Source organism: Jiella endophytica, from assembly GCF_004519335.1.
GTDB classification, from domain to species: Bacteria; Pseudomonadota; Alphaproteobacteria; order Rhizobiales; family Rhizobiaceae; genus Jiella; species Jiella endophytica.
On sequence record NZ_SOZD01000005.1, the window covers coordinates 269,099 to 293,782 of the forward strand.

The 24,684-nt window shown below is 67.2% G+C and carries 24 protein-coding genes and 1 pseudogene; 7 read left to right on the plus strand and 18 right to left on the minus strand.

All coding sequences use genetic code 11. The features are described from left to right. Positions 1-6 precede the first annotated feature (6 nt). Entirely contained in the window at positions 7-405 is a 399-nt protein-coding gene (locus E3C22_RS17235) for an acyl-CoA thioesterase (RefSeq protein WP_134759073.1), read from the minus strand. A gap of 226 nt (positions 406-631) precedes the next feature. Here E3C22_RS17235 and E3C22_RS17240 point away from each other — a divergent pair, with 226 nt between their 5' ends. Together E3C22_RS17240 and E3C22_RS17245 are read left to right on the plus strand one after the other, a co-directional pair. Further along, complete coding sequence (locus E3C22_RS17240) at positions 632-1,735, plus strand: CobW family GTP-binding protein (RefSeq protein WP_134759075.1); 1,104 nt, start codon at positions 632-634, stop codon at positions 1,733-1,735. Next, positions 1,735-2,712, plus strand: coding sequence for a WD40 repeat domain-containing protein (locus tag E3C22_RS17245; protein ID WP_134759077.1), 978 nt, complete (start codon positions 1,735-1,737; stop codon positions 2,710-2,712). Before E3C22_RS17240 ends, E3C22_RS17245 begins: the two co-directional genes overlap by 1 nt. A gap of 638 nt (positions 2,713-3,350) precedes the next feature. Here the strand turns inward: E3C22_RS17245 and ccoS are convergent. From ccoS to ccoG, 4 genes are read right to left on the minus strand one after another with little or no spacing between them, the layout of a single operon-like run. Then, complete coding sequence (gene ccoS, locus E3C22_RS17250) at positions 3,351-3,518, minus strand: cbb3-type cytochrome oxidase assembly protein CcoS (RefSeq protein ID WP_134759080.1); 168 nt, start codon at positions 3,516-3,518, stop codon at positions 3,351-3,353. Continuing rightward, positions 3,515-5,821: a heavy metal translocating P-type ATPase gene (locus E3C22_RS17255; protein ID WP_134759082.1), complete on the minus strand. Its 2,307-nt coding sequence runs from the start codon at positions 5,819-5,821 to the stop codon at positions 3,515-3,517. The genes ccoS and E3C22_RS17255 overlap by 4 nt, the downstream gene beginning before the upstream one ends. 11 nt (positions 5,822-5,832) lie before the next feature. Further along, positions 5,833-6,312 carry a FixH family protein gene (locus tag E3C22_RS17260; protein ID WP_134759084.1) on the minus strand — a complete coding sequence of 160 codons (480 nt, stop codon included), beginning with the start codon at positions 6,310-6,312 and terminating at the stop codon, positions 5,833-5,835. Further along, positions 6,309-7,883: a cytochrome c oxidase accessory protein CcoG gene (ccoG, locus tag E3C22_RS17265; protein ID WP_134759086.1), complete on the minus strand. Its 1,575-nt coding sequence runs from the start codon at positions 7,881-7,883 to the stop codon at positions 6,309-6,311. Before ccoG ends, E3C22_RS17260 begins: the two co-directional genes overlap by 4 nt. A 223-nt stretch (positions 7,884-8,106) precedes the next feature. On the opposite strand from ccoG, the gene E3C22_RS17270 reads away from it, so the two are divergent. Together E3C22_RS17270 and E3C22_RS17275 are read left to right on the plus strand one after the other, a co-directional pair. After that, on the plus strand, positions 8,107-8,469 hold the full coding sequence (locus E3C22_RS17270; RefSeq protein WP_134760829.1) for a type II toxin-antitoxin system RelE/ParE family toxin: 363 nt from the start codon (positions 8,107-8,109) through the stop codon (positions 8,467-8,469). Continuing rightward, positions 8,466-8,777, plus strand: coding sequence for a helix-turn-helix domain-containing protein (locus tag E3C22_RS17275; RefSeq protein ID WP_134759088.1), 312 nt, complete (start codon positions 8,466-8,468; stop codon positions 8,775-8,777). The genes E3C22_RS17270 and E3C22_RS17275 overlap by 4 nt, the downstream gene beginning before the upstream one ends. A gap of 52 nt (positions 8,778-8,829) precedes the next feature. On the opposite strand, the gene ccoP is transcribed toward E3C22_RS17275, so the two are convergent. The 4 genes from ccoP to ccoN are packed head-to-tail and all read right to left on the minus strand — an operon-like array spanning position 8,830 to position 12,349. Then, positions 8,830-9,702, minus strand: coding sequence for a cytochrome-c oxidase, cbb3-type subunit III (gene ccoP / locus E3C22_RS17280; RefSeq protein WP_134759090.1), 873 nt, complete (start codon positions 9,700-9,702; stop codon positions 8,830-8,832). 3 nt (positions 9,703-9,705) lie between these two features. Further along, positions 9,706-9,861: a cbb3-type cytochrome c oxidase subunit 3 gene (locus E3C22_RS17285; protein WP_134759092.1), complete on the minus strand. Its 156-nt coding sequence runs from the start codon at positions 9,859-9,861 to the stop codon at positions 9,706-9,708. Positions 9,862-9,873: 12 nt separating this feature from the next. Continuing rightward, positions 9,874-10,677, minus strand: a complete 804-nt coding sequence (gene ccoO, locus E3C22_RS17290) for a cytochrome-c oxidase, cbb3-type subunit II (protein ID WP_134759094.1) — start codon at positions 10,675-10,677, stop codon at positions 9,874-9,876. A 10-nt stretch (positions 10,678-10,687) separates the two neighbouring features. After that, positions 10,688-12,349, minus strand: a complete 1,662-nt coding sequence (gene ccoN, locus E3C22_RS17295; protein ID WP_134759096.1) for a cytochrome-c oxidase, cbb3-type subunit I — start codon at positions 12,347-12,349, stop codon at positions 10,688-10,690. A gap of 226 nt (positions 12,350-12,575) precedes the next feature. Here ccoN and E3C22_RS17300 point away from each other — a divergent pair, with 226 nt between their 5' ends. From E3C22_RS17300 to E3C22_RS17310, 3 genes are all read left to right on the plus strand, one after another. Continuing rightward, positions 12,576-13,235: a hemerythrin domain-containing protein gene (locus tag E3C22_RS17300; protein ID WP_134759098.1), complete on the plus strand. Its 660-nt coding sequence runs from the start codon at positions 12,576-12,578 to the stop codon at positions 13,233-13,235. A 4-nt stretch (positions 13,236-13,239) separates the two neighbouring features. Beyond that, positions 13,240-14,616, plus strand: coding sequence for an oxygen-independent coproporphyrinogen III oxidase (gene hemN / locus E3C22_RS17305; protein WP_134759099.1), 1,377 nt, complete (start codon positions 13,240-13,242; stop codon positions 14,614-14,616). Positions 14,617-14,820: 204 nt separating this feature from the next. After that, positions 14,821-16,689, plus strand: a complete 1,869-nt coding sequence (locus E3C22_RS17310; RefSeq protein WP_134759101.1) for a DEAD/DEAH box helicase — start codon at positions 14,821-14,823, stop codon at positions 16,687-16,689. Positions 16,690-16,692: 3 nt separating this feature from the next. Here the strand turns inward: E3C22_RS17310 and E3C22_RS17315 are convergent, their stop codons facing one another. The 9 genes and pseudogenes from E3C22_RS17315 to E3C22_RS17350 all read right to left on the minus strand — a co-directional run bounded on the left by E3C22_RS17315 (position 16,693) and on the right by E3C22_RS17350 (position 24,430). Further along, on the minus strand, positions 16,693-17,949 hold the full coding sequence (locus tag E3C22_RS17315; protein WP_134759103.1) for an arsenic transporter: 1,257 nt from the start codon (positions 17,947-17,949) through the stop codon (positions 16,693-16,695). 7 nt (positions 17,950-17,956) lie between these two features. Further along, a complete protein-coding gene (locus E3C22_RS17320) occupies positions 17,957-18,544 on the minus strand; it encodes a protein-S-isoprenylcysteine O-methyltransferase (RefSeq protein WP_134759106.1) in 588 nt (195 codons plus the stop codon). Then, positions 18,541-19,791, minus strand: a complete 1,251-nt coding sequence (locus E3C22_RS17325; RefSeq protein WP_134759107.1) for a hypothetical protein — start codon at positions 19,789-19,791, stop codon at positions 18,541-18,543. The genes E3C22_RS17320 and E3C22_RS17325 overlap by 4 nt, the downstream gene beginning before the upstream one ends. Positions 19,792-19,925: 134 nt before the next feature. Then, the gene (locus E3C22_RS17330) at positions 19,926-20,933 is read right to left on the minus strand and encodes an LLM class flavin-dependent oxidoreductase (protein WP_134759109.1); all 1,008 of its coding nucleotides are present in this window, start codon (positions 20,931-20,933) and stop codon (positions 19,926-19,928) included. 147 nt (positions 20,934-21,080) lie between these two features. Next, positions 21,081-22,121 carry a magnesium transporter CorA family protein gene (locus E3C22_RS17335; protein WP_134759111.1) on the minus strand — a complete coding sequence of 347 codons (1,041 nt, stop codon included), beginning with the start codon at positions 22,119-22,121 and terminating at the stop codon, positions 21,081-21,083. Then, positions 22,118-22,306: pseudogene (locus tag E3C22_RS24970) on the minus strand (type II toxin-antitoxin system death-on-curing family toxin); the annotation flags it as partial. The pseudogene E3C22_RS24970 and the gene E3C22_RS17335, both read right to left, overlap by 4 nt. Before the next feature lie 3 nt (positions 22,307-22,309). Next, positions 22,310-22,504, minus strand: a complete 195-nt coding sequence (locus tag E3C22_RS24975) for a Fic family protein (protein WP_425364944.1) — start codon at positions 22,502-22,504, stop codon at positions 22,310-22,312. After that, positions 22,501-22,722 carry an AbrB/MazE/SpoVT family DNA-binding domain-containing protein gene (locus E3C22_RS17345; RefSeq protein ID WP_134759113.1) on the minus strand — a complete coding sequence of 74 codons (222 nt, stop codon included), beginning with the start codon at positions 22,720-22,722 and terminating at the stop codon, positions 22,501-22,503. Before E3C22_RS17345 ends, E3C22_RS24975 begins: the two co-directional genes overlap by 4 nt. A 13-nt stretch (positions 22,723-22,735) precedes the next feature. After that, on the minus strand, positions 22,736-24,430 hold the full coding sequence (locus E3C22_RS17350) for a sensor histidine kinase (protein WP_167591574.1): 1,695 nt from the start codon (positions 24,428-24,430) through the stop codon (positions 22,736-22,738). Positions 24,431-24,684: the final 254 nt, after the last annotated feature.

A 24,684-nucleotide genomic window follows, 5' to 3' on the forward strand; every position in this document is an offset into this window, starting at 1 on the left:
GTCGGATCAGTCGAGCGTCTCGGACGGGATCGCCGCGGGGCGGCCGTCGTCGTCGATGGCCACCATCACGAAGGTGCCCTCAGTCACCTTCGCCTCGACGCGGGACGTGCGCCGCTGGGTCCAGGCCTCGATGGCGAGGGTAATCGAGGTTCGGCCGACCTTTTCGATCATCGTGTAGACGCAGAGCGTGTCGCCGATCTTCACCGGTTTCTTGAAGACGAGGGCGTTGATCGCCACCGTCGCGACTCGGCCGCGGGCCCGTTCGGCGGCGCGGATACCGGCAGCAAGGTCCATCTGCGAGACGACCCAGCCGCCGAAGATGTCGCCATTGGCATTGGCGTCCGCCGGCATCGCCGGAATGCGAACGGTGAGTTCGCCCCTCGGCTGTTCGTCGCTCTCGTCCATCGCCGCCGTTCCTCTTTCGCGATGCGCAGAATCGGGGAAGGCCCCGATCGGTCGGCGTCATAGGAAGGCGAGGCGGGCAGGATGGCAAGTCCGCCACCGCCTGCGAATGGCGCCGTGTCGGCCAAGCCGCGCGCCGCCGGGAACAATGTCCCCCGTGCAATCTCGATTTTGCGGGATTATATCCGGGCAACGCCATGACCTTCACGGCTTCAACGAGGAGACATCGATGTCCGAGACGCAAGCCGCGCCGATTCCCGTCACCGTTCTCACGGGCTATCTCGGCTCCGGCAAGACGACGCTGCTCAACCGCATTCTCTCGGAGGACCACGGGCGCAAATATGCCGTCATCGTCAACGAGTTCGGCGAGATCGGCATCGACAACGACCTCATCGTCGAGAGCGACGAGGAGATCTACGAGATGAACAATGGCTGTGTCTGCTGCACGGTGCGCGGCGATCTCGTGCGCGTCGTCGAGGGGCTGACGCGTCGCAAGGGCCGCTTCGACGCGATCGTCGTCGAGACCACCGGCCTTGCCGATCCCGTGCCGGTCGCGCAGACCTTCTTCATGGACGAGGACGTTCGGGCGAAGACCCAGCTCGACGCCGTCGTCGCGCTGGTCGACGCCAAGCACCTGCCGCTGCGGCTGAAGGACAGCCGCGAGGCCGAGGACCAGATTGCCTTCGCCGATGTCGTGCTCCTCAACAAGACCGACCTCGTCAGCGCCGATGAACTCGCCGCCGTCGAGGCGACGGTTCGGGCGATCAATCCGCATGCCGTCATCCACCGCACGGAGCGGGCCGGCGTCGACCTGAAGAAGGTGCTCGGCCAGAGCGCCTTCGACCTCAAGCGCGTTCTCGACGACGATCCGGACTTTCTGGAAGAGGCGGCCCATGCCCATGACGATCATGTCTGCGGGCCGGACTGCGACCACGATCATGACCACCATGGCCATCATCACGACCACGGGCATCACCATCATGACCATGATCATGCGCACGGCGCCTCGCCGATCCATGACGTGACGGTGACCTCGATTTCCCTGAGGGGCGGCCCGCTCGATCCGAAGAAGTTCTTCCCCTGGATCCAGGCGCTGACCCAGGAGCAGGGTCCGAACATCCTGCGGCTGAAGGGCATCATCGCCTTCGACGACGATCCGGACCGCTATGTCGTTCAGGGCGTCCACATGATCATCGAGGGCGACCACCAGCGGCCCTGGCGGGCCGGCGAGGCAAAACTCAGCCGCCTGGTCTTTATCGGCCGCAACCTCGACGCCGAAGAACTCGAGGCGGGGTTCGCCGCCTGTGCCGCGAAGGCGAAGGCCCCCGCCTGATGCCTTCGATTGCCGCCTACGAATTTTCCGATTTCGTCGAAACCGCATGCTTCTTGAACGATCGGCCGGCCTTCGCGCTGGCCGACGGCACGCTGCGCCTGCCGGCCGGCGGCGAGAAGGCCCTGACGCTGCATGAAGGCGGGCTGCTGTCGGCCGTCTATGACGGTTTCGGCCGGCGGCTCCTCAGCGGCGGCGAGGACGGCCGCGTCGTCGCGACCGCCGACGGCGAGAGCGCCGAGGAGCTGGCGAGCATCGGCCGCAAGTGGATTTCTGCCGTCGCAGGCGGGCCGAACGGTGCGGTCGGCTTTGCGTCCGGCCGCAGCGCCTATGTCCTCGCGGCGAAGTCGCCGCTGAAGGAACTGCCTCATCCGCGCACCGTCGAGGGTCTCGCCTTTTCGCCGAAGGGGCTGCGCATCGCGACGGCCCACTACGACGGGGCGTCGCTGTTCTTCCCGGCGACCGATGCCGTGCCGACGATGCTCGGCTGGAAGGGCGCCCATCTCGACGCGACCTTCTCCCCGGACGGCCGCTTCCTCGTCACCGCCATGCAGGAAAACGCCCTTCATGGCTGGCGGGTCGAGGACGGCAAGCACATGCGCATGACCGGCTATCCGTCCAAGGTGAAGGACTGGTCGTGGTCCGCCAAGGGCAGGTTTCTCGCCACCTCGGGCGCCCCTGCGGCGATCCTCTGGCCGTTCTCCGGCAAGGAGGGACCGATGGGCAAGGCGCCGCTGGAACTCGGCACGAGAGGCGATTCGATGGTCACTGCCGTCGCCTGCCACCCGGCCGAGGACATGCTGGCGATCGGTTATGCAGACGGCATGATCCTCGCCGTGCGCTTTGCCGATTCGAAGGAAGCGCTGATCCGCCGCGGCGGCGCCTCGCCGGTCCGCACCATGGCCTGGGACGGCAAGGGCCGGCTGCTGGCCTTCGGCGCGGAGGACGGCGAGGCCGGCGTTGTCGACATCGCGGGGTGAGGGGACCGCGCCGGGTTGGTTCGATTGTGGCGACTGCCGGGATAAAGGCGATGCTCGACGTCCCTCGCCCTTCGAGGCTCGCCTCGCTTCGCGCGGCTCGCACCTCAGGATGAGGGACTTTGGATAGGCCTTGCGTTTCCTCGATTGTCGCAGATGGAGGCTTCCTCCTGATCGTTTTGGCTGGATAGCGCATCTCAAAACAGCAGATCACCGTCGGAGCCGCGTCGGTTGAAAGGCGCACCGCGCCATAGCCGCACCTCATCCTGAGGCGCGAGCGCAGCGAGCCTCGAAGGGCGAGGGGCGCTCCGCCAATCGCTGCAGTCTCTTTGCTGGCCATCGACATTGGGCAGATCTGACGGTTTCAATGGAGCCTGCCGTCCCTCGCCCTTCGAGGCTCACCTCGCGTCGCTCGGCTCGCACCTCAGGATTAGGGACTTTGGAGACGCCTTGCGTTCCTCGATTGTCGCATATGGGCGCTTCCTCCTGATCGTTTTGGCTGGATAGCGCATCGCATCAAAGCAGCAGATCACCGTCGGAGCCGCGTCGGTTGAAAGGCGCACCGCGCCACAGTCGCCCCTCATCATGAGGTGCGAGCGGAGCGAGCCTCGAAGGGCGAGGGGCGCCGCTGCCATGCGAGATCAGAGCTCCGATGACCGTTTCGGCCCGTCCTCCTCATCCTCAAGCACCCGCCAGGCGGCACCGTCGATGTCGTCATACTGGCCGCTCTTCAGCGACCAGAGGAAGGCCAGGAGGCCGAGCAGCCCGAGAAACAGCGCGGCCGGTATGAGGAAGAGGAGGGCGCTCAAGCGGTCGCCTCCAGATGCTGCGGGCGACGGGCGCTCTCCGTCTGCGTCGCGGCCGACGCCGGCGCGGTCCCGCCGAGCGATCCGCGCGCGAGGCGCAGGCTGTTGGCGACGACGAGGATCGAGGACGCCGACATGGCGATGGCGGCGACCAGCGGCGTGACGAACCCCGCCATCGCCAGCGGCACGGCGACGAGGTTGTAGACAATCGCCAGGGCGAAGTTGGTCTGCACCAGGCGCTTCGCCCGTCTTGCCACGGCGAGCGCGAAGGGAACCGCGGTGAGGCTGTCGCGGGTAAAGACGAAGTCCGCCGCCAGCCGGCCGGCGTCGCAGGCGGAAGCCGGGGCCATCGACACGTCGCCTGCCGCAAGGCTCGGCGCGTCGTTCAGCCCGTCGCCGATCATCAGCACCCGGTGATGTTTCGCCTGCAGCTCGCGGATGCGGGCGATCTTCTCCTCGGGCCGGCAGCCCGAGCGGTGCCGCCCGATCGACAGGGCCGCCGCAACCCGGGCGACGGGCCCCTCGGCATCACCCGACAGAAGCTCGACCGGCAGGCCCGCCGCCGCGAGGCCCGAAGCCGCCTCCACCGCACCCTCGCGCAGCGTCTCGTGAAGCTCGAATATCGTGGCGGGGCCATTCTCGAAGGCGAAGGCGACGCCGCCGGCATCTCCGGTCGTCCGGTCCCCGGCGGCGATCTCCGCGACCCAGGCGGGTCGGCCAAGCCTTGTCCGCCGGCCGCCGACCAGCGCCTCGACGCCGACGCCGGGAATTTCCCGCACAGCCTCGATTGCCGGTTCGGTGCCGGCCGAAAGCCCGGCATGGATCGCCCGGGCGGCGGGATGGCTCGACCGTGCCGCAAGGGCCCGCGCCGCGCCGCGCGCCTCTTCGTCGGCATCCGTCCGGGCGAGCGCCGGCGTGCCGGTGGTCAGGGTGCCGGTCTTGTCGAACACCACCGTGTCGATCTCGGCGAGCCGCTCCAGCGCCGAGCCGTCCTTCATCAGGATCCCGGCGGAGAAGAGCCGCGATGCCCCGACGACATGGACGACCGGCACTGCGAGCCCGAGGGCGCAGGGGCAGGTGACGATAAGGACGGCGATCGCGATGGTGATGGCGTGGTACCAGTCGCCGCCCGAGAGGAAGAGCCAGGCGAGGAAGGTCACTGCGGCAGCGAGATGGACCGCGGGGGCGTAGAGCCGCGCCATCCGGTCGGCAACCCGCACATAGGCGCCGCGTCCTACTTCTGCCGCCTCCATCATCGCCATGATCTCGGCGAGGAAGCTTTCCTTCGCATTGCTCAGCGCCTCGACGTCGAGAGGCCCGGAGAGGTTCAGGACGCCTGCCTCGACCCGCATCCCGGCAGAGGCGTCCAACGGCTCGCTCTCGCCGGTGACGAGGGAGCGGTCGAGGGTGCTTTCTCCCGCAACGATGCGCGCATCGACGGGCATCCGCTCGCCGGCGGAGACGCGGAGCCGCATGCCGGGCTCGACCTCGTCGATCGGCACATGCACCGGCGCCCCGTCGACGATGCGGGTGGCGCCCTTGGCGGCGAGACGCGCGATGCCGAGGACGGCGCTTCTCGCGCGCTCGCGCATCAGCTCGTCGAGATAACGCCCGACCAGCAGGAAGAAGGTCAGCGTCACCACCGCGTCGAAATAGGCCTCGGCGCCGCCCGAAAGGCTCTCGACAATGCTCATGCCGAGGGCGAGAAGAAGGGCGAGGGAGATCGGCACGTCCATGTTCAGCCGGCCGGCCCTCAGGGCACCGAAGGCCGAGCGGAAGAACACCTGGCCCGAAAAGGCGACCGCCGGAATGGCGATCAGCGCGGAGATCAGGTGGAAGAGGTCGCGCGTCGCATCGTCGGCGCCGGCCCAGACCGAAACCGAGAGGAGCATGACATTGGCCGCGGCAAAGCCGGCGATCCCGAGCGCCGTCAGCAGCTTTGCCGACTGCCTGCCGCGCGCCAGCTCGTCGAGGTCGCCGAGATCGACGGGCGTTGCCGGATAGCCGAGGCGGGCGAGCGTCTCGGCGATGGGGAGGGGCGGGACGTCGGTCGTCGAGAGCACCACCGTCACCCGGCGAAGCGTCAGATTGACCCGTACCGAGTCGACGCCGGCTAGCGGCTTCAGCGCGTCCTCGATCGCGGCGATGCAGGCGCCACAGTGGACGTCAGGGACGGCGAAGACATAGGTGACGCTGCCGTCCCTGCCGACGCGGCCGGCATGGCGCAGTTCTTCGCCGCGCAGGTCCGCCGCGACGACGCGCTCCTCGGCCTCCGCCAGATCAAGCGCCGGGCTGCAGCAGCTCATCTCAGGCTCCCCTAACGCACGCTGAAGCGGACGGCGCGGTGCCAGGGCGCGAGCCCGTCCTTGTCGATCGTCACTCGCGCCTCCCACCGCCCGGCGGTCAGCGCAGTTGCCCCTTCATAGGCGCCGCCTGCCGGGGACAGGGTGAATGTACGATCGAAATTGGCGTTGACCGGATGGCCAATCGTCACCGTCACGGCCGCCCCCTCAATCGGCCGGCCGGCGGCGTCGCGCAAATGCAGGCGGAAGCGTCCGTCGAGATAGCTCGTGTCCACCCTCCAGCCGCGGGCGATTTCACGCTCGCGGACCGCGGTGTCGGTATCGAAGGTCTGGCTGGCGACGTAGCTGTTCGAGACGACAAGCCCGCTCCACGTCGTCTCGGCGTACCAGGCCATGGTGACGTTCACCGAGATCACCGTTCCGAAGAACGCCACCATGATGATTGCCATGTGCCGGCCGGTGAATTCGCGGGTGGCGCGGCCTTCTGCGCTCATCTGGCTTTCTCCGGGGCCTCGAAGGCGGCGTCGTAGACGGCGCGTTCGGAACTGCTCATGTCGTCGAGGACGAAGCGGAAGTCGGTCGTCCCCGGTTTGATCTCGCCGGCGGGCTGAACGACGAAGAATTTCAGCGTCCGCAGCCGGTCGGGATCGACCTTGACCGCGAAGCTGCGGCCGTCCGGCTGGTCGAGATCCTCGGAAAACATCGTCGCGCCCGGCAGTCCTTCGAGCGACAGGCGGAATTCGCGCGGCTCGGGGATCATGTTGAGGAGCTTGACGGTATAGCCGTTGCGGATCGAGCCGTCGCTGAGCGTGACGAAGACCGGATTACGGTCGCGCTGGACGTTGAGCTCCAGCCGCTCGCGGGACATCAGCGCGACCAGGAGGCCGATGCCGATCGCCGTCCAGAGGCCGGCATAGATCAGCGTGCGTGGCCGCAGGAAGACGCGCCAGTCGAAATGCTTCAGGGCGGTGACGAAGCGGCCTTCGGTATCGCGCACCCGGCCCGGCTCGATCGCGCCGGTGACCGGGTTCGTCGCGAGCGCCATATTGGCGTCGTAGTCCTTCAGCGTCGCATAGGAGATCAGGCCGCGCTCGCGGCCGATCTTGTCCATCACACCGTCGCAGGCGTCGATGCAGAGCGCGCAGGTGATGCAGGCCATCTGCTGGCCGTCGCGGATGTCGATGCCCATCGGGCAGACGGCGACGCAGGCGTTGCAGTCGACACAGTCGCCCGCCGCAATCCCTGCCGCCTTGGCTCGCCTCGCGCCACGGCTGCGCGGCTCGCCGCGCCAGTCGTTATAGGTGACGACGAGGGAGTCCTCGTCGAGCATCGCCGCCTGAATGCGCGGCCAAGGGCACATATAGATGCACACCTGCTCGCGCATGAAACCGCCGAAGACGTAGGTTGTAGCGGTGAGGATGCCGACGGTCGAATAGGCGACGAAGGGCGCATCGCCCTCGAGAAAGTCCTGCAGAAGGGTTGGCGCGTCGGCGAAATAGAAGATCCAGGCGCCGCCGGTCGCCACTGCAATGACGATCCATGTCGCATGTTTCATGACGCGCTTGCGGATCTTGTCGAAGCTCCAGGGCGCCTTGTCGAGCCTGATCCGGGCGTTGCGGTCGCCTTCGAAGAAACGCTCGACCACCAGAAAGAGATCGGTCCAGACGGTCTGCGGGCAGGTGTAGCCGCACCAGGCGCGGCCGACCACGGACGTCACCAGAAACAGCCCGACCCCGGCCATGACGAGAAGCCCGGCGACGAAGATGAACTCCTGCGGCCAGATCTCGATGAAGAAGAAGTAGAAGCGTCGATGCGCGAGATCGACGAGCACCGCCTGGTCCGGCGCGAAGGGGCCGCGGTCCCAGCGCAGCCAGGGGGTGACGTAATAGATGCCGAGGGTGACCGCCATGATGATCCATTTCAGCCGGCGGAAGCTTCCCTCGGCGCGCTTGGGGTGGATCTTCTCGCGCTTGGCATAGAGTGGCTGGGTCTGCTGGCGCACCGGCGCATTGACGGGCACGACGTCGATGCGGTGGATGTCAGGGCTGTCCGGGCGATTAAGCATGAATGGGTCTCGGCATTGTACCCGTTGATACGGGCGACAGCCGAGCTCCTAGACCGCAGGGGAGCGGTCGTCCTTGATCGAGGTCAAGTGGAGCGATGCCCACTCTCCGTCGTGGCTCTACCGTCCGAAGCCTCAGACTGATCTCGGCGGGTGTGGCACCGCAGCCAGGGCAGAGAGTCGTTCGTCCTTGACAGGCTATGCAACTTACGCAGTCATGGACCGGATGCATACGGTTTGCCAGACTCCTGCATTTGACCGGGCCGCACGCGACGCAGGAATGAGCGAAGCCGAGATCGAGAGGCTCGTCGTCTTCCTGTCGGCAAATCCCGACGCCGGGGTTGAAATGCAGGGTACGGGCGGATGCCGCAAACTGCGCGTTGCGGGGCGTGGCAAAGGCAAGAGCGGCGGCTACCGGACGATCACCTTTTATTCTGGTGACGACATGCCCGTCTTCCTCATTACCGTCTTCTCGAAAGGCGAGCGGGCCAATCTGACGGCAAAAGAGCGGAACGCGCTCAAGTCGCTATCCGCGGCGTTGGTAGATGATTATGGCGAACGGTCCCGTAAGACAGGTGGGGTGAGATGAGCAAGAAGGCTTTCGACAAGATCGCAGAGGGTCTCGGCGAGGCGATCGCGATTTCGAAGGGAGAGATGAACCCGGCGAGGCTTTACGTCCCCGATGATATCGACGTTCGAAACCTGCGTATGCGTCTTGCGATGAGCCAAGACGATTTCGCATCGGCGTTCGGCTTCACAATCAATCAGATTCGTGAATGGGAACAGGGCCGAGCGCGCCCCATCGGGGGCGTGCGCGCCTATCTGTTCCTGATCGAGCGCGATCCGGAGAGCGTGCTGGCGCTGCTTCGGCAAAAGGACCCACGCGAAGCCGCCTGAAGGGGTAGCGCGGCTCTCGCGAGACTAGGCGAGAGCCGTCGCGGATGCGCCGCTACTCGCCACCGCCCAGGCTGTGCACGTAGACCGTCAGCTCCTTCACCGTCGTCTCGCCCAACCGCTCGCCCCAGGCCGGCATCACCCCGTGGCGCGGTGCGGTGACTTGGGCGACGATGTCGGCCTTCGAGCTGCCATAGAGCCAGATCGCATCGTTGAGCCGCGGCGCGCCGATCTCGTGCATGCCTTCGCCCTTCTCGCCGTGGCAGGCCGCGCAGTTGTCGGCAAAGATCGCCTGTCCCTTCTCGACCGCCGCCTCGTCGCCGCTCCTGCCGCCGAGCGAAAGGACGTATTCCGCGACGTCGCCGATCTGCGTCCGGTCGAGGACGCCGTCCCGTCCGAAGGCCGGCATTTCCGAGATCCGCGTGTCGTCGTCGGTGGCGTAGCGGATGCCGTGTTCCAGCGTCGTGTGGATGGCGTCGAGCGAACCGCCCCACAGCCATGAATCGTCGTTGAGGTTGGGGTAGCCGGGCCCGCCTTCCGCGCCGGAGCCATGGCACTGGACGCAGTTGACCTTGAAGGCTGCCTTGCCGGCGGCAATGGCCGTCGGCCGAAGCTCCGGGTTCGCGGCGATTTCCTCGACGCCGAGCGAAGCGATCTCATCCAGCTTGCCGGCATTCGCGGCCTTGGCCTCCTCGATCGACGCCTCCAGCTGGCCGCGGCTCGACCAGCCGAGAAGCCCGCCGGTCGCCGAGTTGATCATCGGCCAGGCCGGATAGAGCACCGTGTAGACCAGCGCGAAGGCGATACAGCCGTAGAAGGTCCACAGCCACCAGCGCGGCAGCGGGTTGTTGAGTTCCTTGATGCCGTCCCAGGAGTGGCCCGTGGTCTCGACACCGGTGATCTGATCGACGTCCCTGGTCTCGGCCATGGGTCAGTCCTCCTTGAGGGGGATGGCGGCGGCATCGTCGGCCGCCTGGCGGGCGCCGGGGCGCAGCACGAAGCCGACTACGCCGAGGAAGAAGAGGGCCATCGCAAGCAGCCCCCAGGAATCGGCGAATGCGCGCATGGCGTGATAGTCGAAGTCCATCTGCGTCGCCTCCTAGCGCTGGTTTTCCTGCGGCTCGTAGGCCGAGAAATCGACCAGCGTGCCGAGCATCTGCAGATAGGCGACGAGGGCGTCCATCTCGGTCAGGCGCTGGGGATTGCCGTCGAAATCGGCGACCACCGCCTTCGGATAGCGGGCGAGCAGCCCCGAAGTGTCGCCGTCCGGATCGACCTGCGCCCTCAGATCGGCGGCGGCGTTCTCGACCATCTCGTCGCTGTAGGGCACGCCGACGTCGCGATTGGCCGCGAGGTGGCCGGCCGGATCCTTCATGTCGAGATCTGCCTGCATCAGGAAGCCGTAGGACGGCATGATCGATTCCGGCACGACAGAGCGCGGCTCGATCAGGTGCTGCACCTGCCATTCGTCGGAGTAGCGGCCGCCGACCCTGGCGAGATCCGGGCCGGTGCGCTTGGAGCCCCACTGGAACGGATGATCGAACATCGATTCCGCCGCCAGCGAATAGTGGCCGTAGCGCTCGGTCTCGTCCCGGAACGGGCGGATCATCTGGCTGTGGCAGTTGTAGCAGCCTTCGCGGATGTAGATGTTGCGCCCGGCGAGCTCGAGCGGCGAGTAGGGCCGCATCCCCTCCACCTTCTCGATGGTGTTCTGCAGGTAGAAGAGCGGGGCGATCTCGACGATGCCGCCGATCGTCACCACCAGGAACGACAGGACGAGGAGCAATGTGACGTTGCGCTCGATCTTGCCGTGATGGGCGAGGATGCCGCGGGCGACGGGGTCGGCCTTCAATTCGGGCCGCGCGCCGTCGAGGGCGGGATTGGAGTTGCTGGATTGGGTCATCGGTCGATCCTCACTCCGCCGGCTGCAGGGCGCTGCCCATCGGCACCTCCCGGCGGATTTCGCCGCGGATGGTCTTGTAGACGTTGAAGGCCATGATCAGAGCGCCCGCGAGGTACATCACCCCGCCCAGCATGCGCATCACATAGTAGGGATGCATGGCCGCGACGGTCTCGGCGAAGGAGTAGACGAGGTAGCCGTCCTCCCCGTATTCCCGCCACATCAGGCCCTGCATGATGCCCGACACCCACATGACCGCGGCGTAGACGACGATGCCGAGCGTCGCGAGCCAGAAGTGCCAGTTGACGAGGCGCAGCGAGTAGAGCCGCTCGCGCTGCCAGAGCTTCGGCGTCAGGTGGTAGACCGCCCCGAAGGAGATCATGCCGACCCAGCCGAGCGCGCCGGAATGGACGTGGCCGATGGTCCAGTCGGTGTAGTGGCTGAGCGAATTCACCGACTTGATCGACATCATCGGACCCTCGAAGGTCGACATGCCGTAGAAGGCGACCGACATCACCATCATCCGCAGCACCGGATCGGTCCTGAGCTTGTCCCAGGCGCCGGAGAGCGTCATCAGGCCGTTGATCATGCCGCCCCAGGAGGGCATCCACAGCATGATCGAGAACACCATGCCGAGGGTCTGCGCCCAGTCGGGCAGGGCGGTGTAGTGGAGGTGGTGCGGGCCGGCCCAGATGTAGAGGAAGATCAGCGCCCAGAAGTGGATGATCGACAGCCGGTAGGAATAGACCGGCCGGTTCGCCTGCTTCGGGATGAAGTAGTACATCATGCCGAGGAAGCCGGCGGTCAGGAAGAAGCCGACGGCGTTATGGCCGTACCACCACTGGGTCAGCGCATCCTGGACACCGGAGAAGGCCGAGTAGCTCTTGGCGCCGAGAAACGACACCGGCATCGACAGGTTGTTGACCACGTGCAGCATCGCGATGGTCACGATGAAGCTCAGATAGAACCAGTTGGCGACGTAGATGTGCGGTTCGCGGCGCTTCACCAGCGTACCGAGGAAGACCGCCAGATAGGCGACCCAGACGACGGTCAGCCACAGGTCGACATACCATTCCGGCTCGGCATATTCCCGCCCCTCGGTGATGCCGAGGAGATAGCCGGTCGCCGCCATGACGATGAACAGCTGGTAGCCCCAGAAGACGAACCAGGCGAGGTTGCCGCCCCACAGCCGCGCCCGGCAGGTGCGCTGCACGACATGGAAGGAGGTGGCGAGAAGGGCGTTGCCGCCGAAGGCGAAGATCACCGCCGAGGTGTGCAGCGGCCGCAGCCGGCCGAAATTGAACCAGGGCTGGATGTTGAGGTCCGGCCAGGCGAGCTGCGAGGCGATGACGACGCCAACGAGCAGGCCGACGACGGCCCAGAACACCGTGGCGACGACGCCGTAGCGCACCACCTCGTCCAGATAGGCGACGGTGGTGCCCTCGCTCGCCGCGGTGGCACCGGCAGCGGCCTTGCCGCTGCCGTCGGCCCTCAGCGGGATCATCTTGTCGCCGGAAAAGTCGATCCGGCGCATCAGGACGATCGTCGCCAGCGCCAGCACGATGAACAGCACATAGGCGTGCTGGCGGAATGGCTCGTCGGCGGCAAAGCCGGCGCCAAGAAGCGCCAGAAACGCGGCCAGACCGACGAGCATCGTCTCGGTCGTATATTTCATGGATTTGCCACCCTCCGTCGGTCGGGCCCCGGCGCCCCGCGGCTGTGCCGGACGCGCCCTGGACGAGGGTTCAACTGCCAGTTCGTCGGGCGAGGCGCTTTGACATAGGTCAAGGCGTCCGGTCGCCGGCGTGGCGACAAATGACGGTACGCATCCTCGCTATCGGAGCCGTTCCGCGATGTTTGAGCCGAGATTCCCGTCGCCGCGTTCTTCCCGACGTCGAGCCATGGACGACAAAGGCGAACACGTCGTCGTCATGCTGCCTCTGCCCGTGGCGGTGGAGCGCGGCGCGTCGGCTGCGGTGGAGCGCGCCGAGCGCCTCGGCGCGGCTCTCGGCCGTATCAAAGCCGTCATGCAGCCGGCAGTCCTGGCCGAGCTTCGCCGGGAGCTCGCCGTCCAGCGCCGGCTCTGCGATTCGCTCGAGGCAATTGCCGACGCCCTGCCGGACAATCTCGACCACCAGCATACGCTGCATGTCGCCCGCTCGATCGGATCGATCGTGCGGCGTGCCCACGCCTTCGAGGAGACGACGATCTTTCCGCTGCTCGACCGCAGCTTCAGGAACCGGCCGCAGCTCGCGGCGACGCTCGAACGGCTGCATTTCGAGCACTGGGAGGACGAGAGCTTCGCCGAGGAGCTGGCCGAAAAGCTCATCGACTACGTCAAGGCCGCCGCCGCAAGGCCCGGGCCGCTGGCGCCCCGCTGCGCGGCCTCGGTGCCGCGGGTCGGAGTCTTCGGAACGATCGTGAGCGGCCCGCTGTCGATCTCGGCCGATCCGGTCGCCGAGGCCCTCGGCTACATGCTGCGCGGTTTCTTCGAGGGGCTGCGCCGGCACATCGCCTTCGAGGAGGAGCATCTCCTTCCGCTTCTCGGAGAGATCGGGTGAGACCATGACCGCCATCAACGCCGCGACGATCGACCACGACGCCGTCCTCGCGCGATACGGGGCGGAGGTGCCCCGTTATACGAGCTACCCGACGGCGCCGCATTTTGCCGCTGACAGCGCCGGGTCGCTCGCCGCCGAACTTCAAGGCGGCCTCGATCCGCAGATGCCGGCTTCGGTCTATCTGCACATTCCGTTCTGCGACCGGCTCTGCTGGTTCTGCGGCTGCCACACCAAGCAGACCCGCCGCTACGACCCCGTCGCCGCCTATGTCGGTTCGCTGGTTCTTGAGATCGCCGCCTTCCGCCGCAGCCTGGGCTTTGCGCCGCGGCTCGGCGCGCTGCATCTCGGCGGCGGTTCGCCAAGCTTCCTGACGGGGGAGGATCTGGCGCGGATTTCCGAGGCGCTGCACGAGGCGTTCGACTTTGTGTCCGGCGCCGAGATCAGCGTCGAGATCGACCCGTCCGACGTCACCGCCGAGACCCTGGCCGGCCTCAGGCAACTCGAAATGACCAGAGCCTCGATCGGCGTCCAGGACTTCGATCCCGCCGTGCAGGCGGCGATCAACCGGCCGCAGAGCTTCGAGCAGACCCGCGACGTCATCGCCGAGCTGCGCTCGTCCGGGCTCGTCTCCGTCAATGTCGACGTGCTCTACGGCCTGCCGCTGCAGACGCCGGAACGGCTGGACGCGACGGTCGATCAGGTGATCGCGCTGCAGCCGGAGCGCGTGGCGCTGTTCGGCTATGCCCATGTGCCGCACGCCAGGAAGCACCAGACGATGATCCGCGAGGAGGACCTGCCGTGCCGCAAGGCGCGGCTGGCCGATGCCGAGCGCGCGTCGAGCAGCTTCCGTCTCGCGGGATACGAGGCGATCGGCATCGACCATTTCGCCCGGCACGGCGATCCCCTCGCCAAGGCAGCCCGCTCCGGCGGGCTGCACCGGAATTTTCAGGGCTATACCGCCGATCCGCACGAAACGCTGATCGGCTTCGGCGCCTCGGCGATATCGAGTTTTCCCGGCGGCTATATCCAGAACACCGTGCCGACCGGGCTCTACCGCGACCAGGTCGATCGCGGCGAGGTGCCGGCCGCCCGCGGCTATCGGCTGACCCTCGACGACCGCATCCGCGGCGCGATGATCGAGCGGCTGATGTGCGACTTTGCGATCGGCTTCGACGATCTCACGGCGCGTTTCGGCCTTGCCGCCGCGCCCTATGTCCGCGATGCGCAGCGACTGGCCGCGAGCGATACGCACGGCATGACCCGCATTTCCGGTCGCCGCTTCGTCATCAAGCCGGAGGCGCGCTCGCTCACACGCGTCGTCGCCTCCTGGTTCGACGCTCATCTCTTCAGCGCCGAGGCGCGCTATTCGAAGGCTGTTTGAGCCATCGTCCTGCGGCCGCAGGACGCATTTCTTTTCGGCAGGGCGCCATCGGGGCGAGAGGGCGCCGCCGGCCGTACCGTGGCCGGCTGCTGCCGTGATGCGATGCAATTTGAAGCTGGCGCCCCGCTGTGGCATAGGAGCGGCGGGCGGGCATCCCGATGAGAGGGTAGCCGCACTGGCTCGCCGCCCTTTCCGAGGATATTCATGCCGTTTCGCACGACCATCGCCCCGCTCGTCCGGGCTCTCTTAGAGCGTGGCTACGAGGAGCCGACGCCTGTTCAGGACGCGGTCCTGGAGGAAGGCACGGAGAGCCGCGACCTGCTGGTTTCGGCCCAGACCGGCTCGGGCAAGACCATCGCCTACGGGCTCGCGATCGCGACGACGCTGCTCGGTGAAAGCGAAAGGTTTGCGCCTGAGGCCATGCCGGCGGCGCTGATCGTCGCGCCGACCCGCGAACTGGCGATCCAGGTGACGAGCGAGCTTTCCTGGCTCTACGCCCAGACCGGGGCCGAGATCGTCACCTGTGTCGGCGGGATGGACCCCCGCGCCGAGCGCCGCAGGCTCGACCGCGGCGCCCACATCGTCGTCGGAACGCCGGGACGGCTGCGCGATCACCTGGAGCGCGGGGCGCTGAAGATCGGCGCGCTGAAGGCGCTGGTTCTCGACGAGGCCGACGAGATGCTCAATCTCGGTTTCCGCGAGGATCTGGAGTTCCTGCTCGAGGCGACGCCGGCGGAACGGCGTACGCTGCTGTTCTCCGCCACATTGCCGAAGACCATCATGGCGATGGCGCGCCAGTATCAGCGCGGCGCCCTGCGCATCGAGGTCGCCAAGGGCACGGCCGGCCATGCCGACATCGAATACCGGGCGATCCGCATCGCGCCGAACGAGGTCGAGCACGCCATCGTCAACGTCCTGCGCGAGGCCGAGTCGCCGAGCGCCATCGTCTTCTGCAACACCCGCGAGTCGGTCCGCCATCTCTCCTCCGGCCTGATCGAGCGGGGCTTTGCCGCCGTGACGCTGTCCGGCGAGCTCGGCCAGGCGGAACGGAACCAGGCGATGCAGGCGCTGCGCGACGGCCGGGCGCGGGTGTGCGTCGCGACCGACGTCGCGGCGCGGGGCATCGACCTGCCGAGCCTCGGCCTCGTCATCCATGCGGAACTGCCGAGCGACGCCGAAACCCTGCAGCACCGGTCGGGCCGCACCGGCCGGGCGGGCAGGAAGGGCGTCTCGGCGCTGCTGGTGCCAATCTCCCGGCGCCGCAAGGCCGAGCGTCTGCTTGCCGAAGCCAATCTTCGCGCCGTCTGGTCCGGAGCGCCGTCGGCCGAGACGATCCGCCGGCTCGACGAGGATCGGCTCCTGTCGGATCCGCTTCTCACCGAGCCGGCCGGAGACGAGGATCTCGCCGTGGCGCGGCGACTTCTGGAAAACCGCAGCGCCGAGGATCTCGCGGCGGCGCTGGCGCGGCTTTACCGCGCCCGGCTGCCGGCGCCCGAGGACGTCTTCGACCCGGGCTTCGGGCCGGACCCGAAGGCCGGCAAGGACTTCGCCGGCAAGGGCCGGAAGGGCGGCGAGGGCGAGCGGGCGGCGAGGGAGCATGTGCGCGGCGGCCCGGTGGTCTGGTTCCACATGGATGTCGGCCGGCGCAACAATGCCGATCCGAAGTGGCTGCTGCCGCTGATCTGCCGGCGCGGCAAGATCACCCGCCAGGAGATCGGGGCGATCAAGATCTACGATCGCGAGACGAAGTTCGAAATCGCCGAGAGCGTTGCGAAGAAGTTCGCGAGCACTGCCGAGGTCAGCGACGGCGACGACATCACCATCAGCCTTGCCGACGGGCCGGCCGGCGACGCGCCGCCGCGTGGCAAGTTCGGCAAGGGAAAGCCGGGGGGGAAACCGGGCGGAAAGGGCGGCAAGCCGTTTGCGGGCGGCGGCAGGCCGGAGAATTTCGACCAGCCGCGCGGCAAGAAGCCGGCACACCGCAAGGGTGCCAAGCCAGGAAGCGCCGGGACCTCGTCACCGGCCGGAGCGCCACAGGGCAAACCGCGCAAGGAGCGCCGGCCGAAGGGCTGAGCCTCACAGCATCGTCGCGAGCAAGGCCAGCGCCAGCGCCGGCAGCGTGACAATGATGCCGACCTTGAGAAACGGCAGCGCGCCGTAGGCGATGCCCTCGCGCCGCAGGGCGATGAGCCACAGGATCGTCGCCAGCGAGCCGGTGACCGAAATGTTCGGGCCGAGGTCGATGCCGATCAGGATCGCGTCGGTCACATGCGGCGGCGCATCGGCCGCCGCCACGACGCCGCCGGAAACGAGGCCGAGCGGCAGGTTGTTGGTAAGGTTGGTCAGCACCGCGACGACACCTCCGACGACCGGCGCGGCGAGCGCCCCCGTCTCCTGAACGGTGGCCTGCAGAGCCGCAACGAGCGCGGCTTCGAGTCCGATCCCATCGAGTGCCCGGACGATGACGAAAAGCCCTGCGACGAGGACGAGGGTCGACCAGGAGACGCCCGAAAGCGCGGGAAACGGGCTGCGCCTTTCGGCGAGCGTCACGAAGGCGAGCGTAGCGGCGCCCGCCATCGCCGTCGGCAGGCCGAGTTCGGTGCCGAGCGCCGAGGCGGTCAGTAGCGCAGCGACCGCCAGGATCAGCCCGATCGCGGCGATCCGCCCGCCGCGCGAAAGCCGCGGCGTTGCGGCCGGCTGCACGATCGCAGTGCCGAGAGATTTCCGCGTGATCAGGAACAGCGCGCCATAGGTGGCGAGGATCGCCGCGAGCGAGGGCAGGGCGAAACGGGCGAGCCACGCGCCGAGCGGCGGGATCGCCTCGCCGAAGACGACGATGTTCGCAGGATTGGAGATCGGCAGGACGAAGGAGGCGGCGTTGGCGACGAAGGCGCAGGCGAGGAGATAGGGGATCGGATCCTTCACCTTGGCAGCGCGGGCAACAGCGATGACCGCGGGCGTCAGGACGACCGCCGTCGCGTCGTTGGAGAGGAACACCGTCACCGCCGTTCCGACCAGATAGACCAGCGCGAAGAGCCTCTGCGGCGAGCCTTTTGCCGCTCCTGCCGCGCGGGCGGCGAGATAGTCGAACAGGCCCTCGCGCCGGGCGATTTCGGCCAGCAGCATCATCCCGGCGAGAAAGAGGTAGACGTCTGTGCCGGCCGCGATGCCTTGCAGGGCGTCTGCCGGCGAAAGCAGCTGCAGCGCCACAAGGAGCGCCGCACCGGCAGTCGCGAAGACCCATTCCGACCAGCCGAAGGGCCGCAGGATGACGCCGCCGACGGCAAGGGTGGAAATGACGCCCGTTGCGGCGACGGCGACGGGTGGGCTCAAGGCTGCCTCAGTAGATGCCGGGGATCAGCCGCGCCGTGCGGCTGCGGTAGTCGCGCCAGGCTTCGCCGAAGGTCTCTTCCATCATCGCCTCTTCCGGCCCGATGCGCAGGAAGAACAGCGTGCCGAAGCCGACGAGCCCGGCCAGCCCGGCGACGAGATTGGGCAGAAGCAGCGCCTGTGCGAGAGCCATCGTCCAGAACGCGGAGTACATCGGGTGGCGGACGTGCCGGTAGATGCCACTGGTGACGAGTTCGTGCTTCTCGCGGATGTCGAGAGAGACCGACCACATCCTGCCGAGCGCCTTGTGGGTGAGGCGGAAGAGGACGAGCGCGACGATCAGGGCGATCATGCCGAGGCCGGTCTGGAAAGGCGAGGGGACGTAGCTCGCAAAGCGCGGCAAGCCGGTCGCGACGAAGATGCCGGGAATGATGCCGAGGCCTGAGAGCGAGATCAGCATGCGCACCGTCTCGGCCCGGCCGCGCCGTGTCGCCGCGACGCGGCGGCGTTTTGCGCGACGCTCGAACGGGTAGCGGATGACGTACCAGCCGACGATCAACAGCACCCAGCAGATCTTGCCGACGAGGACCGTGCTCATGCCGGGCTTCCCTCTGCCGGCGCGGTGACTGAGATATCCTTCGGCGGTTCGGGAAGCGCCTTCAGCGGCGGCCGGTCGATGCTCGCCTCATAGGCGAGGTCGCCAATCGGATGCGGTCCCGTCAGAAGCATGTGGAAGGAATAGGGCGCCCGTCTCTCGACCGGCAGGACGAACTGCCTGTGCAGGCGGAAGAAGTCGCGCTTGATGCGCTTGTAGGTCTCGGGCTTCACCAGCTTGCGGAAATGCACCCGGACGACACGGGGCGTCCGGCCCGTCTCGATGCCGAGGGAGGTGGCGGGGTTCGACTTGTAGAAGTTGATCGGGTCGGAAAGGCCCTGGCAGTCCGTCCAGGGCACGAGCCTCTCGGTGACAAGCCGCCGCACGGCTCTCCGTTCGTCGCTCGCGGCCGGATGCAGTGCTGTCTTCATCAAGCTGGAGCCGACGGTGAGGACATGCGGCTGCAGTCCGGCGAGGGCGGGGCGCTGCAGCGCCTCGTCGAGGGCGAGGACGGCCATGACCGCACCAAGGCTGTGGGCGGCGACGACGAGTTCGGTGCCCTTGTCCGATGCCCCTTCGCCGAGGTGCGCGGCCAGTTGTTCGGCCTGCAGCAGGATGCGGCTGCGGATCGCCGGGTTGCGGTCACGGCAGATGTCCCGCGCCATTGCCCAGTCGTCGAGGGCGGTAAAGATGTGCAGACGGCGAGCGGCGAGGAAGATCAGTCCGGCAAAGACCGCAAGGCCCGCGGTAAGGCCAACGAGCGTCGCGGCGAGGCTGCCGAGCCCTCCTGCGAGACCGGCCAGCAAGACCCCGGCGAACGATCCGAACAGCAGGGCGGCGACGAGAATGGCGATCGGGAAGAGGTAGAAGAGGCCATAGCGCCAGCTGACACGGAAATAGCGGAACACCGTGCCGGAAAAGAGAAAGTCGGCAAGGGCGAGATAGCCGGTAAGAAAGCGCCGGTAGAACGGCCGCGCCGCATAGGCGAGGATCAGGTCGCCCCAGTCGAAGAAGACGATCTCGGTGTCGGTGCGCCAGGGCCGGTTGCCCGCCGCTGCCCCGCCGAGCCGCAGTTTCAGGCGCGGAAACAGCCCGTCCGGCCCGCTGCTGCTGTCCGGCTCCTCGACCGCGATGGCGAGGTCCCAAAGCGCCGCCGCGCTTTCCGCGCCCCGGCGAAAGCGCCGGATATGGGCGTCGGCGCGCATCGGCTCGAAACCGGGAAAGAGGCAGACGAGCCGGCGCGTGATCATGCTTCCTCCCTTTCAAGCGCATTCATGCTTCGGGGAGGAGGCTGTAGCGCAGTCGGGCGGCGAGCAAAAGCCATCGGCCGGCGATCGCCTGCGGCATCCGCGTGATTTTTCCGGCGTTTGGCGGCGATGCCGCGTCAGGCGGCCTGCCGCGCCTCGTTGACCCGTCGCATCGCTTCGGCGGCGATGGCGAAGGACTTCAGCCGCGCGGCGTGGTCGTGGATCTGCCCGGTGAGGATCATCTCGTCCGGCTGATAGTGCTCGACGAGGGCCTGCAACTCCCGCCGGACCTTTTCCGGCGAACCGACGGCTGACACCGCCAGCGCCTGGTCGAGCATCGACCGCCCGGCCGGATCGAGGTTCTCGAGATAGCCCTCGACGGGCCGGGGCAGCTTGCCGGGCTGGCCGGTGCGCAGCTTGACGAAGGCCTGTTCCATCGAGCTCTTGAGATAGGCGCCTTCGGCGTCCGTATCCGCGGCAAAGACATTGGCCGCCAGGACGAAATAGGGGTGCGGATGGCGCTCCGACGGTCGGTAGGTCTCGCGATAGACCTCGACCGCCTGGTCGAGCGCGGCCGGCGCGAAATGCGAGGCAAAGGCATAGGGAAGCCCGAGATGGGCGGCGAGCTGCGCGCCGTAGAGGCTCGATCCAAGGATGAACACCGGAACGCGGGTGCCTTCGCCGGGGATCGCCCGAAGCTTCTGGCCGTCTTCCGCCGGCTCGAAATAGACCATCAGTTCGAGGACATCCTGAGGGAAGCTGTCGCTGGATTCGAGGCTGCGCCGCAGCGCTCTTGTGGTCATCATGTCGGTTCCCGGCGCCCGGCCGAGGCCGAGATCGATCCGATCCGGATAGAGCGTCGCCAGCGTGCCGAACTGCTCGGCGATGACCAGTGGCGCATGGTTCGGCAGCATCACGCCACCGGCGCCGACGCGGATCGTCCTCGTCAGGCCCGCGACATAGGCGAGGGCCACCGCCGTCGCGGCACTGGCGATGCCGGGCATGTTGTGGTGCTCGGCCATCCAGAACCGCTTGTAGCCGAGTTCCTCGGCATGGCGGGCGAGCTCGCCGGAGTTCTTCAGGGCGTCGGCTGCGGTAAAGCCGTCCGGGACGGGCGACAGGTCGAGGACGGAAAAGGCGGGCATTGTGTGGCTCCGGTGTCCGATGAACGGTCAGGCTTTCTGACATGGTCCCGGTCGGGGTCGGTGAAAAGCCCCGTCAGCGAGGCTGACCGCTGCGTTCACGAAGACGAATGCCTCGCCACCCCGCCGGGCGAGGCCGGCCAAAGGCGTTCAGAGCCAGTTCTTGTAGCGGAAATAGACCAGGGGAACGACGGCCGAGATCACCATCAGCGCCAGCGCGTAAGGATAGCCGAAGGACCAGCCGAGCTCCGGCATGTTCTGGAAGTTCATGCCGTAGACGGAGGCGACCAGCGTCGGCGGTAGGAAGGCGACGGCGGCGACCGAGAAGATCTTGATGATGGCGTTCTGCTCGATCGAGATCATGCCGACCGTCGTGTCGAGCAGGAAGGTGGTCTTGTTGGAGAGAAACGAGACGAAATCGTTGAGCGAATGGATGTCGCGGGCCATCACCTTCACCCGCGCCTTGCCGTCCTTCATGCCGTTGCCCTTCTTGCGGTCGAGGGCCAGTTGCAGGAAGGGAAGGAGCCGGTCGAGCGTCGCGAGACTCTCGCGGACTCGCGAGGTCAGGTCGCCGGCCGCGCCGATCCGCTGCAAGAGCTTCTTGAAGTCCGCCGTGCCGGTCGGCTTCTTCTTCGCCGAGGAGGAGAAGATGTCGTCGCCGATGCGGTCGAGATCGGCGGAGATCAGCTCCAGAAGGTCGGCGACGCGGTCGACCACCGTCTCCAAAAGGCCGACCAAAAGCTGCTCCGCCGTCGGCGGCTTGCCGGCCGCGCGGGCGATCTCGCCCGGCTCGGCGTTCTCCTGATGCGGCGGCAGCACGGCCGGATCGCGGCAGAGTTTCGCGACGAAGATCTTGAAGCTCTTCGGCTCGCTGTAGCGCACGGTGACGAGCCGGCCGCGGGCGAGCATGAAGGTCACCGGGGCGAAGGCCGGCGCGCCGTTCTGGACGCCGTGGACGACGCTCGCGGTCATCACGTCGGCGCCGTCCTCCGAATAGAGCCGGCTCGACACCTCGATTTCGCTCATCTCCTCGCGGGTCGGGATGGCGATGGCGCAGAGTGCCTCGACGGCGGCGACCTCGTCCGGCGTCGGCGATGCGAGATCCACCCAGATCGCATTCGATGGCAGGTCGCCCGGGCCGGCCGTGTCGTGGACGACCTTCGTCCCGTCGAAGCTGTAGGTCTCGATCATCCGCTCACTTTCGAATGCTGTCTCAGCCAGTCGCCGATCGCCGGCTCTTCGATGATGCCTGCAGCCACACCCATCACCAACTCGTATACGCCGGCGTTGCTGGCCACGATTTCGATCCCGTTGATGTCGAGAAACACATAGCAGGCAAGAAACGCGGTCCGCTTGTTGCCGTCATGGAAGGGATGGCTTCAGGCAAGCGCGAACAGTTGGCTTGCGGCAAGCTCGAAAATATCCGCCTCGCCGTAGGCGAACTTGTTTTGTGGGCGGGCAAGCGCGGCTTCGAGGGCGTTTTCGTCTCTCAATCCCGCCAGACCGCCATGCTCGGCGATCTGCTCATCGTGCATTGCCTCAATCGCGGCGCGACTGAGCCACGCAAAGCTCATTTCGAAAGCTCTTTCAGGGCAGCCCGGTATTTGGCCATGGCCTTTCGCGCAGAAGTCATCTGCTCTTCGAAGGATCCATGTTTCGGCACCAGGGTCATGCCGTCGGCGTGACTGATAATCTCGATCTCGTCTCCTGCCTTCAGATGCAGGGCGTCGAGAACGTCCTTCGGGATGATTACGCCCGCTTCGCTGCCGAATTTCCGAATGACGGTTGCCATCGCTGTCGCTCCATCACCTTCCACGCGCGACGCCGTTCGCTTCCGGGCAGCTCCTGACCGATTCCCGCGGCACGGTGAGCGTCCAGACGACACCGGTAGCGGCATAGTCCATCGCCACCGAGCCGCCGAGACCGCGCGCCGTCATCTTCTGGGTGACCAGCGTGCCGAAGCCCGAATGGCGCGGCGGCGTCACCGGCGGGCCGCCGCTTTCGCGCCAGGAGAGCGTGACCGTCTCCTCCGCCGTCCAGGTGATCGTCACATGCCCCTCCGGGCGCGACAGGGCGCCGTATTTCGCCGCATTGGTCGCAAGTTCGTGGAGAGCGAGGCCGATCGTCTGGGCGGCGGTGGCGTTCAGCGGCAGCTCCGGTCCCTCGATGACGATCTGCTCGCTGTTCGATCCGAAGGCCTGCAGCTGGTTCTTCACGAGTTCGGCCATCGAGACGCTCTCCCAGCCGCCGGAGGAGAGGAGGTCGGCCGAGCGGGCGAGCGAGTTCAGGGCCTCGGAGAGCGTTGCCAGAAACTGCGTCGTGTCGGAGCTCTCATTGGCGGCGCGGCGGGCGATGGCAGCGATCAGCGCATACTGGTTCTTGGCGCGGTGGCTCATCTCGCGCATCAGGAAGCGGTTCTGCTCCTCCGCCTCACGGCGCTCGCGCGAAGCCTGGGCGAGCACCCGCGAGACCTGGCCGATCTCGGCGATGTCGGTGGAGATCACCGTCGCCGGCTCGCCGCGCCCGATCTGTTCGGCCTGTCTGGCGAGCTGGGAGATCGGCTCGGCGAGGCGGCGGCCGACGGTGATACCGAGAGCGACGCAGAAGGCGAGCAGTAACGCCCCCGCGGCGACGAGAAGCAGCCAGGAGCGCATCACCGGCCGGCCGATGACGGCGCTGGGGACCGCGACCGTCGTCGTCCAGCCGGACAGCGAAGACACGGTCGAGGCCTCGATCAGGTCGGCCGCCATGCGGGCATTGCCGACGGTCTCGACGATCGACGGATTGTCGTAGGAGATGCTCTGGCGCGGCCGCATCCTCCCGTCGCTGGTCACCGCGGCGAAAACGCGCTTGCCGAGCGCATCCTTGATGATCGCCGACCATTTGGTCGGCAGGTTGCGGTCGGCGATCACCGATTCGAACGAGGTCGTCGCCTTGGTCAGGATCAGCGCGTATTTGACCTTGGCGCCCTGCTTCACCGGGATCGCCACATGATAGACGAACTCTCCCCGCGACTTGCGGAAGCTGACGCCGGAGACCGTCGGCTGGAAGGTGCCGAAGACCCGATCAACGAGGGAGCGTTCGGGAAAGGGCGGGACGACCGGCGGAAATCCGCTCTGGGTGTCGACGAGGACGTTCATGTTGCGGTCGACCAGCTCGGCGGTGGTCGCGGTGCCGGCCAGCGCCGCCGCCGTCCGGTCGTGGAACTGCTGCAGCCGGTCGTTGAGGAGCGTCGGCGAGGCGGCCAGCACCCGTCCCGAGGTCAACAGGCCGTAGATCTCGCGGTCGATGGCGTTGGAGACGATCTCGGCGGTGTCGTTGACCTGCGCCGCCGCGATCTCCTGCTGCTGCTGGGAGAACTGGATGATCAGGAAGGCGCTGAACAGCAGCGCCGGGACGAGGACGATCAGCGCGAAGGTCACCAGATGGACGAACAGCGTCGGCCGGCGCCACAGCCGCGACAGGACGAGCCTGCGCCAGCGCGGCAGCAGCGCCGCCATGGGTGGGCGTCGCGCCCCCCCGGCGGGCTGCCCGTCTGATCGCGTCTGAACGCTCACCGCCGCATTTTCCCGAGCTTGTGCAGCCCCGTCGTCCGGAGCTGGCGCCTCGTCTGGATTCGGATTTTTCCCCACTCGGGGCAACCTTACGCGAGCCAAGGGCAATTTACCACATGGCGAAGGACATCGGAGCGGTCGATTTGCTCGCATCGGCGCGAAAATCGGAACCGATTTCCTGAAGGGCCCGATGCGTCGAT

Excerpts from the sequence above, each read along its gene's own strand:
- E3C22_RS17325 (WP_134759107.1), bottom strand. The coding sequence starts at position 19,791 with ATGATCACGCGCCGGCTCGTCTGCCTCTTTCCCGGTTTCGAGCCGATG.
- E3C22_RS17270 (WP_134760829.1), top strand. The coding sequence starts at position 8,107 with ATGCATACGGTTTGCCAGACTCCTGCATTTGACCGGGCCGCACGCGAC.
- E3C22_RS17235 (WP_134759073.1), bottom strand. The coding sequence starts at position 405 with ATGGACGAGAGCGACGAACAGCCGAGGGGCGAACTCACCGTTCGCATT.
- E3C22_RS17285 (WP_134759092.1), bottom strand. The coding sequence starts at position 9,861 with ATGGACTTCGACTATCACGCCATGCGCGCATTCGCCGATTCCTGGGGG.
- E3C22_RS17240 (WP_134759075.1), top strand. The coding sequence starts at position 632 with ATGTCCGAGACGCAAGCCGCGCCGATTCCCGTCACCGTTCTCACGGGC.
- E3C22_RS17245 (WP_134759077.1), top strand. The coding sequence starts at position 1,735 with ATGCCTTCGATTGCCGCCTACGAATTTTCCGATTTCGTCGAAACCGCA.
- ccoO (WP_134759094.1), bottom strand. The coding sequence starts at position 10,677 with ATGACCCAATCCAGCAACTCCAATCCCGCCCTCGACGGCGCGCGGCCC.
- ccoN (WP_134759096.1), bottom strand. The coding sequence starts at position 12,349 with ATGAAATATACGACCGAGACGATGCTCGTCGGTCTGGCCGCGTTTCTG.
- E3C22_RS24975 (WP_425364944.1), bottom strand. The coding sequence starts at position 22,504 with ATGAGCTTTGCGTGGCTCAGTCGCGCCGCGATTGAGGCAATGCACGAT.
- hemN (WP_134759099.1), top strand. The coding sequence starts at position 13,240 with ATGACCGCCATCAACGCCGCGACGATCGACCACGACGCCGTCCTCGCG.
- E3C22_RS17255 (WP_134759082.1), bottom strand. The coding sequence starts at position 5,821 with ATGAGCTGCTGCAGCCCGGCGCTTGATCTGGCGGAGGCCGAGGAGCGC.
- E3C22_RS17320 (WP_134759106.1), bottom strand. The coding sequence starts at position 18,544 with ATGAGCACGGTCCTCGTCGGCAAGATCTGCTGGGTGCTGTTGATCGTC.
- E3C22_RS17300 (WP_134759098.1), top strand. The coding sequence starts at position 12,576 with ATGGACGACAAAGGCGAACACGTCGTCGTCATGCTGCCTCTGCCCGTG.
- E3C22_RS17275 (WP_134759088.1), top strand. The coding sequence starts at position 8,466 with ATGAGCAAGAAGGCTTTCGACAAGATCGCAGAGGGTCTCGGCGAGGCG.
- ccoG (WP_134759086.1), bottom strand. The coding sequence starts at position 7,883 with ATGCTTAATCGCCCGGACAGCCCTGACATCCACCGCATCGACGTCGTG.
- ccoP (WP_134759090.1), bottom strand. The coding sequence starts at position 9,702 with ATGGCCGAGACCAGGGACGTCGATCAGATCACCGGTGTCGAGACCACG.
- E3C22_RS17345 (WP_134759113.1), bottom strand. The coding sequence starts at position 22,722 with ATGGCAACCGTCATTCGGAAATTCGGCAGCGAAGCGGGCGTAATCATC.
- E3C22_RS17260 (WP_134759084.1), bottom strand. The coding sequence starts at position 6,312 with ATGAGCGCAGAAGGCCGCGCCACCCGCGAATTCACCGGCCGGCACATG.
- E3C22_RS17335 (WP_134759111.1), bottom strand. The coding sequence starts at position 22,121 with ATGATCGAGACCTACAGCTTCGACGGGACGAAGGTCGTCCACGACACG.
- E3C22_RS17350 (WP_167591574.1), bottom strand. The coding sequence starts at position 24,430 with ATGGCGGCGCTGCTGCCGCGCTGGCGCAGGCTCGTCCTGTCGCGGCTG.
- E3C22_RS17330 (WP_134759109.1), bottom strand. The coding sequence starts at position 20,933 with ATGCCCGCCTTTTCCGTCCTCGACCTGTCGCCCGTCCCGGACGGCTTT.
- E3C22_RS17310 (WP_134759101.1), top strand. The coding sequence starts at position 14,821 with ATGCCGTTTCGCACGACCATCGCCCCGCTCGTCCGGGCTCTCTTAGAG.